Raw genomic sequence first — 10,439 nt, forward strand, 5'->3', positions numbered from 1 at the left:
TTTCATTGAGATAGATTTCAAGCCTAAGAGAGGTAGTTAAATGCTGTATAAAAAAGTGATGCAGGATCTTAAATCCCGCATCGACTCAGACGAATTTAATATTGGCGATACTTTATCGACAGAAAAAGAACTGATTGAATATTACTCCGTCAGTCGTATCACGATCCGTAAAGCAGTCGATGAGCTGGTTAAATTAGGTTTAGTAGAGAAAAGACAAGGTGCGGGATCGTCAGTAATAGGCAAGACTATGACGGGGTCAATGTTGAACTTGAGAAGTACGATCGAATACATGACCGAATATGGTGTTAATTTAGAATACCAAGTGGCAGAGTTTACGCTTATTAATCCAGATGAAGAGGTCGCTAAAGCTCTGGATATAGCCAAAGATGACAAGGTATACTTTATTCGTCGTTTTAAAATTATTAATAGCGTCCCTGCTATGTATGAAGATTCTTATATGCCAGTCGCTATGTTCCCACAAATGAATATCATGTCATTGCAAGGTTCTAAGTATCACTACTTGGAGAGTGAATTGGGGTTTGAAATTGATGGTGCAATACAAGACTTTGAAGCGATCATGCCGGATAAGCACATTTGCGAAATTTTGGACGTCTTACCCAAGATCCCTATTCTGCGCTTACTTTCTACTGGCAAGCTAAAAGATGGGCGGATATTTGAATATACTAAAACTAGTTTTAAGCCGAACACCTACTCCTACAAGCATTATGTAAAACGCTGAGTTGTTTACGTACTTAAATTAATTCCTGCAATTAGTTGCACGTCTTTGTTGCGCGCGTTCCCCAGAGTTTTTATTCATGCGGGGAGTTGAAGCCCCGTTGACTACTTATACTCGCTGTTTAACACCGCCATTATATAAGTACTGTTTAGATTTACCTCTAAAGGGTAGTTTTTTCTTGCCATAAATTAAAATGACAATAGAATCATTCGCATATTAAGTTTTGTTGATAATTAACAGGGCTTAAAAAATAATTAACAGGACTGCACACTTTTCAGAATAGATTTAAATGTCAGATTAGTGTTTTATATTATTCATCTAATTAGTTGCTATTGATTAGGATGGATAGATTTTGAAAGTCGAAGCAGCCTGTTATTTAAATGTTGAACTTCAGTAAGCATAAGGAGATAAAATGGGATTTTGGAATGTTGCTGAAAAGGTTGCAAAACATATAGGAAATGCTGCAAAGGCTAATACGGTTAACGCTAAGGAACGCCTATATCAGAAAAATAAGAATGCAGTCATTGGCGGTAAATCTATTTCGCAATGGGAAGGTTGCTGGAAACCCATCGGAATATTGTCTAATGCTAATTTTACCCCCTACAACAAATCCGTGGGGTTATACCGTGCTAAGTTAGGCGGGCGCGTTGTTTATATTGGTAGGGCCCTTGAGTCTTCTAATGGCGGCTTTAGAAAACGTTTAAGTGACTACCGAAGAAAAAGTGATAGTGCTAGGAAACATGGTTCGGGACAAAAAATGAATTTACATAATGACCAATTGCAAATCGATATTTTAGTTACTGGTGGAAATGAGTCTGCAGCAGATGTCGCTAAAAAACTTGAAGTATTGCTGGTAGGTAAATACAAACCTGAGTGGAATAAGCAACTGGTGTAAAGCGTTATTTAATTGGATGCATAACGACAGTCATTATTATTGCAAAATAATGACTGTAAAAACAACATCAGCTTACGCGCTAATTAATAAGGCGTTGCTTAATGAAAAACTGAATCCCCAATTTAGTGCAAAATTGCCCTTCGATTTACCATTACAAAAAATTATCAAAAACATAAAAATTGATAATTTTACTTAATTATTCCTTCTACCTATACTCATCACATCAAAACAGACAAGCAACTAACAACGCAAAAGTGAGAACATTATGAAGATGAGTCATGTAGGAATTATGGTTGGCGACATGGATAAAGCTGTTGAGTTTTATACTAAAGCATTAGGTCTTAAAACTGTCATGGGCAAGTCTGCCGTTATCGAAGAGAAGCAAACTGCAATTGGCGCTATGTGTATTGCCGTATTTGGCGAGGGTTTTAAAGGCTTTAATATTGCTCACCTTGTGACTGAAGATGGTGTTGGCTTTGAACTGTTTGAAATGAAAGACCGCGAAGAAAAACATAAAGTTGATTTCACTAAAATTGGTATCTTCCATTACTGTTTAGAAACAGATGATTTCGACGGTGTTATTGAGAAGGTGAGACAATATGGTGGTAAAACAAGAATGGAAACGATGCGCTACCATCCGGAAGACGAGAACCGTCCTTATAAAATGGTCTACTTAGAAGACCCGTTTGGTAACCTTTTTGAACTTTACTCACATACATACTCAGAAACGTATTCTTCTGAGTACGAATAAACTGAATTTATAATGAACTGATGTCGTGGTTAATTATTAAGGTTCGTTGAAAAAGCCTCCCTAGTTAGAGGCTTTTTTGATCTGACATAATATTCGTAATAGCCAAGGGTATTAGGCTCTTAGTCTGTGGCAAAATAAATTTATACCACTACAGTTAAAATCACTCTTTAGGGTAAAGAATGGTAATTTTCCCTGTTTATATGTTTTAGATGATGTGACGAGTGGATATACTTTCACATTCACTGTTTTTCGAGGTCGCCATGATAAAAAAAGCTCAATTTTCAAATCAACTGTTTCATCCAAAGTTCTGGTTGCTCTGGTTTGGTGCTGGCTTGGCTCGTTTAACTCAGCTGCTGCCTTTAGATAAGCAGATGAAGATCGGGGCTACTATCGGCCGTTTAACGAAAAAGCTTATTAGCCGTCGCGTGCATATCGCTAAGCGTAATTTAGAACTCTGTTTTCCTGATATGCCCGAGGCAGAGCAAGCACAATTACTGGAGCGAAACGTTGAGGAGATCGGCAAGGCTATCTTCGATATCGTTAATGCCTGGTGGTGGTCTGACGAGAAAGTTCAGCGCCATATGACAATTAAAGGTCAAGAGCATATCGAACAGACGCTCAGCGATGGTCATGGCGTGATCTTGTTTGCTGTACACTGTTTACCTCTTGAGATGGGTGCCAGAATATTTGGCCAGTTCCACCCCGGCGTCGGTGTTTATCGCCCACATAAAAACCCCGCAATGGAGTATATGCAGGTGAAGGGTCGTCTTAGATCGAATAAAGGACTTGTTCCTAAGCGCGATCTTCGTCAGATGGTTCGCTGTCTGCGCAATCTGGATGTGATCTGGTATACGGCCGATCAAGATTTCGGGCGTTCAAGCGCAACCTTTATTCCCTTCTTCGCGATGCCTGATGCCGCAACAATCACTGGCGCAAGCACCTTAGCTCGGCTTGGCAAGGCAAAAGTGCTGCCATTTAGCGTAGTACGTAATACCGATGATAAGGGCTACACCATCGAAATATTACCGCCGCTAGATGATTTTCCGAGTAAAGATGAAGTTGAGGATACCAAGCGAGGCAATGCTATTATCGAACAGATAATTAATAAAGATCGAGCTCAATACATGTGGCTACACCGACGATTTAAAACCCGCCCAGATCAAGATTCGCCTTCTGTATATAAATAACGGTCGTGATTGTCGTAGCTCATTGAGCAGGCCTCCTCATTGGGGGCTTTTTTGATCTCGACATTAAATTATTGCAAGGCTAAAATAGCCCCATCTATGTTTTAAACAGATTCTTTTAATAAGGTATTACCATGAACGTTTATCAGTGTTGTGACAAAATCCGTGAACTGTATTCATTAATTGGCAGTGGTGATCAGGGTTATATTCCAAAAGCGATTAGCTGTGCGCTTAAAGCGCTAAACGATGTTGCCAGTGATGAATCCTTGCCTGAAGAAGTTCGTGATAATGCGGCCTTTGCTGCAGCGAATTTACTTATTTCAGACTTTGAAGATTAGTCCTTATTTTCATAGCTTAAACAAGCAGTCCTAATATGGTAGAACAGCATAAAGTTGGATTGCTTTCACCCCCTTTTTTAATGCCAAAAGTAACTACCAATACAAGAACTGGGCTACAGCCTGTTGTTCTTACACTCAGCCCGATATGCTACTGATCACGTTTTTTAAGGTTTTTATAAATTTCACTGAGAAATTCAATGTCTTCTTTTGGTGCCGCAAGCATTTGATCGAGAAAATGTAAGGTACTTGCTGAGAGAGGCAGTTGCCCGCCATGCAGTCGCTCCAGTTCCGTCATCGGGAATATTTGCAGGATACTGATATCAAGTGCTTTGGCAATGCGGAAAATATCCAGCAAGGTAAAATGACTGCGTCCTTCACGATCCATCTTTTCATAAAATGACGAGCGGCCAAGATTGGCTTTTTGCGCCAGGGTATTCTTAGACAACTTTGAATGTACCACCATGGTTTCGATGCGCTCAATCACCATCATGCGAAACTCCCGTTCTGCTACGCCGAAGAACTCAAAGCCCTCTGTTTTTATCTCTGCCATAATTTGTGCCTTTCCGGATATCTGGAATTTAGCATAGCATTTCATCCGAATAATGGACAAATGTTTCGATAGTATGGCTTCAACGCTTAGGGGGAATCCCCAAGCGATCAATTAATGAGGACTGAATTATGCTAACTTTTAAACGTACGGTTATTGCTGCGACAGTAGGACTATCGATGTTATCTGGGGCGGCTAGCGCTATTTCATTAGAGCCTGTAGCAGGCTTGAATGTACAGCAACCATATTACGCGCCAGAGCATTTTGTTCAGCAAACCAGCATGCCGATAGTCGATATTAGAGGTGTACCAGCCGCTAATTACGCAAAGGTATTTGAGGCGCAGATTGGTGAGCAGGTTCGACGTGGTATTAAAGATGCCAAACATGTTTATCAGCTTGCGGGTGTTGATTTTACTCAGTTTGAAAAACAATCAAAACAGGTGCTAGATAATTCTCGTCAGTTAAACCCTGAGTACTTTGTTATTGTCGAAGCCTTGGCAAAAGTTGGCGGCGTCTCGGTCGAAGAGATGCTTACCTTAAGTCAACTGGATGCAGCATTAGCTTCTGCGGTGACGGCGTCGTTGAAAGGTTGTACTACCATTAGTTTCGATGGTACGGGTGTGGTAGGGCAGGTGAACGATACCCCATCCTTATCTGGTGGTAATTATTGGGTTTTACAAGCGGATGATTTTATCCAAGTCATGGCGTCAGGTTTCTATGGTTCAGGACAAACACTAGGCAAAGACTTAGGGGTAGTGATCAACTTTCAAGGCACCGACTCTAAAGGCGTTGGTCTAGACTCGCCGATGGCGATAGAACTCGGCGCGTTACAAAACTATATCGTTCGACATGCTAAATCCGTGGATGAAGCGGTGAAAATCCTAGAAAAGCATAGAACGGTGGTGGCATCACACTTTAATTTCGCAGATAGCCAAGGTGGTTCGGTCGGCGTTGAAATGCTAAAAGAAGGCAATTACGTGATTAAGCGTGCAGCTGGCGTTGGCCATGCTAACCACTCTGAAAAAGCAGGCGTTATGCAAGCTTTCGCAGAATCTGTAGGGATGGCTGAGAAAAGTAAACAGCGTACAATCGCAACCGCTTATACTGAATGGCGTGCGGAGTTTGCGCAGCAATTTATTGATAATACCCCAGAGGGTAATATTGATGCCGCAAAATATGTGCTTAATACCAAACCAATTGCTCAGCATGCAGCATACGGGTCGGACTTTATTACCACGTTAACCGCGGTAATGGATACCAAAAAAGGCTGTATGGAAGTTGCACCGGGTGTGGGTGAATGGAATAACTTCCAAGAAGTATGTTTTAACGAAAAATAATAATTTCATTTCAATAATCTGTAGTAGCTAATTGACAGAAGCCTCCATTATTGGGGGCTTTTTTGATCTTGTTTTTTGTGATTTGTCGATTTGATGAACAAAGCATACCTAGTAAATACACCTGAAATAAGCCATTTTACCTGTTTATATCAATCTGAAAATATCGAGTATGTAATAATTCCAGCTTATATAAGGGGTTAAGCCTAGGCATGGTTTTTCAGAGATAATTATTACCCTGATCTCGCTTGGTTAAATAGTGTTATCTCACCAAGAAGTAGATGTCTTACGATTATGGATTTAACTTGCTTATGTATAGCTGAATTTTTTATTTTGTTGGAGTGAGAGAATGACAAAGAATGTGAACAAACTAACTTATAGTGTGCTTATTTCTATTTTTATAAGTCTCGTATTTGTCAGTCTTTATGCCGCGATTAATTATAATAAATACTTTCACAGATCACATTCTTCTTTTACCAGCCGAGTGAATGAGGTCAATGCTAATTTTGATAACTACGGTTATATCCTTAACCTAGTCACTGACTTGTGGGATGTTAATGCCCATAAAATAAATTCGACACGTGATAATAACGATGGTCGATTTCTGCATCATGCTTTGGAAGGTGAAACAGAGCAGGGAGTACAGGTGCTTAATTTTATGAATTCTTTAGATTTGAGAATTTTAAAAAAGCTGAATGATAGTAAGATCCGTCCTTTCGTGCGTAGTATTGATAGTAATGAACTTATCGCGTTAATGGATTTTTCTGACGAAACGTTACAAAAGACATTTAAAAAAGAACGCTGTATCGAAACAGACTCTTGCGGTGAGAATACTGATGAGGTTCATTATTCTAACGTACACAATACATTAATAGATGATAAGCCAAGCGTTATTATAATGAAACGACTCAAAGGCACATCGTTTTACATTATGCTTCATATGTCGTTAGAAGATATGAGCGCGTTTAGCGTCGACTTAGCCCCTTTTTCGATGGTATTTGAGGATAAACCGTTTAAGTATATTGAGCTTTATTCTGATGACTACACATCAATTTTCAATCGAAATACGGATGTTGTTTTTTTTCACGAAAGTAAGTTTGGTTACCTTATAACTGAAAGGCACGCACTGCTTGCGCCAATTCAAAGTATCATTCCGTTGTTTATTGTTTGCTGGCTATTTTTGGCGATCATTTTCTATATGTTATTACACCTAAACTTAAAAAATGCACTCATTAGAGAAAAAACAGTTCGCTCAATTACCGATAAATTGACGGGTGTTTACAATCGTGACTTCATTGAATTAGCGCTAATGAAAGAAGGTATGTTGAATGGTGGCGGCACTGTTATCTACCTTGATGGCAATAAAATCAAAATGATTAATGACAAATTTGGCCATGACTACGGTGATATCGCGATTAAGATGATTTGTGATGCGGCTAAGTCTTGTATCAGAAAAGAGGATTACATTATACGCATGGGCGGCGATGAATTTGTCGTTGTGCTTAAGGGGTGTAATGAGTCGGCTGCGTATCTCGTGTTTGACAAAATAGCCGCAGTGCTGAGATTGCAATCACAGAGTAAACTCCCCTTTATTGAAAGTGGTGTTTCCGTTGATCCGGGATATTGTGAGTTTACTAATAGCGAAGACTTTGAAAGTGCAATTACTAAGTCTGATCTTGAAATGCTGAAACAAAAAGATGCGAGTAAACAAGGACGAAAATAGAAAGAGTTAACCGCTTCGAACAAGACAAAATGAGTCTGTATGCCTCTTTGCTGGTTTTCATTGTATTATGGCTATAGATAAATCGAAGGAAGGGGTTAACAATGAAAAAATTAATTTATATCGCATTGGCTTGTGTCAGTGTGTTGGCATTAGTGAATGTCACTCGTTATATGGGTGATAACACTAGCAAGGTAGCTGGTTATCATTCTGAAGTGATATTGACGTTATTTAGCATGAAGACCAGCAGTGATTTTGTTATTAATCTGCCCGATATCAATACGGATACAGATGCAGGCGTTAAACTGACGTCGATAATTGGCTTAGGGACGCAAGAAGGTAAAGCGCAGGGTAATTATCAAATCGATGAAGAGCGTGGTGAGGTATTACTCGACTATATGCGCATTAATACTTTAGGCCCGATCACTGCTGACAATCGCATGTATTTTGTCGCGCCATTTAGTGTCAGTAATCAAGGTAGCGGGGTATTCACTTATGTTGGCTTGTTTGAGCAAGACCTTGATAACCAAACCATCCAACACTTAGATTCTTATTTTATTGGCGACCGAATTCAGCTTAATGAAATGCGACTTTTTGATGCTAAAATCGAACTCTCATTCAACCAACATGGCGAGCAACAAGCGTATGCTGAAGCGCCAACTGAAACAGTGTATTTAACGCTTGGTGTTGATGATGTGAGTCCGACTAAGTTGGTTAAGTATTTGTTTTAATATTTCGACAACAACTTTTTAAGCTCTTCTTTGCCGTTCAATGCATCATTCTATTTTTAACTTCTATACTTGGTTTGAAACAAATAGATCATAACAGCGAAAAATACCTTTCACGTTATGTTATTGAGGGCCTTGATATGTCAAATTCTATAATTAATACACTATGTTTAAAAATTGTTCCCATTGCAATACTGGTGTCTGCCACTTCAGGGTGTGCTAATAGCGAGAAACAGTATAGCCAGCTTTTAGACGCCAGACCAACCCCAGTTGCTACAGCGGCTATCACTGAGGAATGTAGCTGGATTGATCAGGAGTTATCGGCAATTGATACAAATATAGCCACAATTAAGACCACCAAAGGCTTCTATGCGTTGTACGGTCCTACCGCGGTAATGCAGGAACAGAGACGTATTAACCTGTTAAATGCTCACGCTAAAAGCGTCGGATGCAGTGACGACACTATTTCATAGCGTCACCAGTTGTTGCATTGCTTGGCTAAGCATATGGCTCATCAACTTCACTTAATGATGAGTCTTAGATTTAATCAATCAGCGAAAGGGAATCTAAAATTCCTTTACCACTGTGGATCCCGCCCTCATTCTCACTCGCAGGTTTGCTGCGAATCAAATAACCAGCGTAGCCCTCCGATGCCGTCACCGGCTCACCATTGTAATACGCGGTAAACAGACCTATTTCACTGACCAAATCGTTTATTTGAATTTGTACTCCATCGCGCACTGCTATTGTTGGCGTCTCGCGTTCATGAGGATACAAACGCAACATTAACGCCCATGCGTCATATTCTGCTGGTACAAGTTGATTTAATTTCTCGCTAATATCTTCACCAAAAATGCAGTGACCGCCACCTTCACCTTGATTCTTTAATACCCACTCTTGTTTGTCTGCATGGTTGTTAAACCAATTGATAGTGTTTTTATCCACCGGTTTCATATCCGCAAGCACACTTTTGACCAGTCGTGCTTCTGCTAACGTTAGTCCCCAGCGAAGATACTCTTGGGCTGGCATTATTGTGAGTCGCATCTGTATGGTTTTACTGGTCGCCAACTGCTGACTGATAGTGGCATTCACCGCTACATTATGTTGTTCGATAAACAGTCTTGTCTGGCTTAACGTCTGGCAACATACCGATTCATTCCGCTCTGGAGAATAGTAGTCTGAATATTGGTAGCCAGCGCGTAGATAGACTACATCGATAGCGCCGACGCCCTCTAACATTAAGCGTTGGTTGTCGCCAGTGGCAAGCTGGGTACTGAGCTGCTCAAACGTCCGTCTGACTGTGCGCAAGCCATTTTTCTGTAATGCGATCTCAAGTAAGTGCTGGTCGTAAACATTATCCTCATTGGCTTGGATCACCATCAAGAAGGTTGGCTTAGATTGGGGCATGTCGGTCGTAAATGTCGCTTGGATTTTTTTAGCTGCTTGAGTAATACCGTAAGCGAGTTGTTCGAGGCCTTGATTCTCTGCTGGTGTAGCGGGGCTATTTACCGAGCTCGTTTCAGACCATTTACGATAAACGGCAGGCCATTGGTTTGCCAAAAAGGCGTGAAACTCTGTCGCTCGTTGGCCAAAGGGGGCCATGCCAGCCGCAATACCATTAAACTCGATGACTTTCGCGCCGTGTTGACGGTCATCCATAAAATCGGTGCGCATTAACAGTAATGGCTTGCGTGCCGGGGTAAGGCGTTGGCCTTTATCGCCGTGTGCTTGCTGATGAAGTGCTAATAAGCGACCGAAAAACGGGTCGGCTTTGGCCATGTCTTGTAATGATGATTGCAGGTAATCATGGTCTTCAGACAGGTTGCTGATTAGCTTGGTGATCAGCGGTGTTACTTTACGCAAGTGTTCATACACTTCACGCTTCATTGTCATTGGCGCAATGCTAAAAGGGCAGTGTCTTGCAGTGTTGTCTGCTTGACGAAATGCGACGCCATGCATGATTGCCCATTCAGTGGCGTCTTCAATTACGTGTTGTGGGATCATTGAGCTTGCTTTGCTATTCATTTCTGCTCCAATAAAGGGGTTACTGTTTTTGCGCTTGGGTGATTTTGCCATTCAGATAACATAGTTACGGAGTCTCAAGTTAATCGACTTACGGTACTCATTATTTACGGTACTTATAGCCTGACGCTGTCATACACCAAAGATGCAAAAAATTACCAACTTTGTTTATTTTATTTACATC

General features: G+C 40.7%; 11 protein-coding genes. 9 read left to right on the top strand and 2 right to left on the bottom strand.

The window, feature by feature from the left end:
* Window positions 1-40 precede the first annotated feature (40 nt).
* The 5 genes from QNK26_RS17610 (at window position 41) to QNK26_RS17630 (ending at window position 3,904) form a co-directional block, all read left to right on the top strand.
* Complete coding sequence (locus tag QNK26_RS17610) at window positions 41-739, top strand: GntR family transcriptional regulator (RefSeq protein WP_319225333.1); 699 nt, start codon at window positions 41-43, stop codon at window positions 737-739.
* 409 nt (window positions 740-1,148) lie between these two features.
* Window positions 1,149-1,631 (top strand): hypothetical protein, encoded by a 483-nt coding sequence (locus tag QNK26_RS17615; RefSeq protein ID WP_319225334.1) that lies wholly within the window; start codon window positions 1,149-1,151, stop codon window positions 1,629-1,631.
* 265 nt (window positions 1,632-1,896) lie between these two features.
* The gene (locus tag QNK26_RS17620) at window positions 1,897-2,382 is read left to right on the top strand and encodes a VOC family protein (protein WP_319225336.1); all 486 of its coding nucleotides are present in this window, start codon (window positions 1,897-1,899) and stop codon (window positions 2,380-2,382) included.
* 260 nt (window positions 2,383-2,642) lie between these two features.
* On the top strand, window positions 2,643-3,569 hold the full coding sequence (gene lpxL, locus QNK26_RS17625) for an LpxL/LpxP family Kdo(2)-lipid IV(A) lauroyl/palmitoleoyl acyltransferase (RefSeq protein WP_319225338.1): 927 nt from the start codon (window positions 2,643-2,645) through the stop codon (window positions 3,567-3,569).
* Window positions 3,570-3,700: 131 nt separating this feature from the next.
* Window positions 3,701-3,904, top strand: a complete 204-nt coding sequence (locus QNK26_RS17630; protein WP_319225339.1) for a YaeP family protein — start codon at window positions 3,701-3,703, stop codon at window positions 3,902-3,904.
* Between the two features lie 148 nt (window positions 3,905-4,052).
* Here QNK26_RS17630 and QNK26_RS17635 read toward each other — a convergent pair whose 3' ends face one another.
* Window positions 4,053-4,454 (bottom strand): XRE family transcriptional regulator, encoded by a 402-nt coding sequence (locus QNK26_RS17635; protein ID WP_319225340.1) that lies wholly within the window; start codon window positions 4,452-4,454, stop codon window positions 4,053-4,055.
* Between the two features lie 128 nt (window positions 4,455-4,582).
* On the opposite strand from QNK26_RS17635, the gene QNK26_RS17640 reads away from it, so the two are divergent.
* The 4 genes from QNK26_RS17640 to QNK26_RS17655 all read left to right on the top strand — a co-directional run bounded on the left by QNK26_RS17640 (window position 4,583) and on the right by QNK26_RS17655 (window position 8,706).
* A complete protein-coding gene (locus QNK26_RS17640; protein WP_319225341.1) occupies window positions 4,583-5,788 on the top strand; it encodes a C45 family peptidase in 1,206 nt (401 codons plus the stop codon).
* 346 nt (window positions 5,789-6,134) lie between these two features.
* Window positions 6,135-7,508, top strand: a complete 1,374-nt coding sequence (locus QNK26_RS17645; RefSeq protein ID WP_319225342.1) for a GGDEF domain-containing protein — start codon at window positions 6,135-6,137, stop codon at window positions 7,506-7,508.
* Window positions 7,509-7,609: 101 nt separating this feature from the next.
* Window positions 7,610-8,236: a hypothetical protein gene (locus QNK26_RS17650; protein WP_319225344.1), complete on the top strand. Its 627-nt coding sequence runs from the start codon at window positions 7,610-7,612 to the stop codon at window positions 8,234-8,236.
* Between the two features lie 137 nt (window positions 8,237-8,373).
* Complete coding sequence (locus QNK26_RS17655; RefSeq protein WP_319225346.1) at window positions 8,374-8,706, top strand: hypothetical protein; 333 nt, start codon at window positions 8,374-8,376, stop codon at window positions 8,704-8,706.
* Window positions 8,707-8,776: 70 nt separating this feature from the next.
* Here QNK26_RS17655 and QNK26_RS17660 read toward each other — a convergent pair whose 3' ends face one another.
* Window positions 8,777-10,258 (bottom strand): glutathione synthase, encoded by a 1,482-nt coding sequence (locus tag QNK26_RS17660; RefSeq protein WP_319225347.1) that lies wholly within the window; start codon window positions 10,256-10,258, stop codon window positions 8,777-8,779.
* Window positions 10,259-10,439 lie beyond the last annotated feature (181 nt).

The organism is Moritella sp. (assembly GCF_033791185.1).
In the GTDB taxonomy this organism is placed as follows: domain Bacteria; phylum Pseudomonadota; class Gammaproteobacteria; order Enterobacterales; family Moritellaceae; genus Moritella.

What these genes read in the sequence shown, in the direction of transcription:
- QNK26_RS17615 (WP_319225334.1), top strand. Translation starts at nt 1,149, where the DNA reads ATGGGATTTTGGAATGTTGCTGAAAAGGTTGCAAAACATATAGGAAAT.
- QNK26_RS17660 (WP_319225347.1), bottom strand. Translation starts at nt 10,258, where the DNA reads ATGAATAGCAAAGCAAGCTCAATGATCCCACAACACGTAATTGAAGAC.
- QNK26_RS17635 (WP_319225340.1), bottom strand. Translation starts at nt 4,454, where the DNA reads ATGGCAGAGATAAAAACAGAGGGCTTTGAGTTCTTCGGCGTAGCAGAA.
- QNK26_RS17650 (WP_319225344.1), top strand. Translation starts at nt 7,610, where the DNA reads ATGAAAAAATTAATTTATATCGCATTGGCTTGTGTCAGTGTGTTGGCA.
- QNK26_RS17640 (WP_319225341.1), top strand. Translation starts at nt 4,583, where the DNA reads ATGCTAACTTTTAAACGTACGGTTATTGCTGCGACAGTAGGACTATCG.
- lpxL (WP_319225338.1), top strand. Translation starts at nt 2,643, where the DNA reads ATGATAAAAAAAGCTCAATTTTCAAATCAACTGTTTCATCCAAAGTTC.
- QNK26_RS17620 (WP_319225336.1), top strand. Translation starts at nt 1,897, where the DNA reads ATGAAGATGAGTCATGTAGGAATTATGGTTGGCGACATGGATAAAGCT.
- QNK26_RS17655 (WP_319225346.1), top strand. Translation starts at nt 8,374, where the DNA reads ATGTCAAATTCTATAATTAATACACTATGTTTAAAAATTGTTCCCATT.
- QNK26_RS17630 (WP_319225339.1), top strand. Translation starts at nt 3,701, where the DNA reads ATGAACGTTTATCAGTGTTGTGACAAAATCCGTGAACTGTATTCATTA.
- QNK26_RS17610 (WP_319225333.1), top strand. Translation starts at nt 41, where the DNA reads ATGCTGTATAAAAAAGTGATGCAGGATCTTAAATCCCGCATCGACTCA.
- QNK26_RS17645 (WP_319225342.1), top strand. Translation starts at nt 6,135, where the DNA reads ATGACAAAGAATGTGAACAAACTAACTTATAGTGTGCTTATTTCTATT.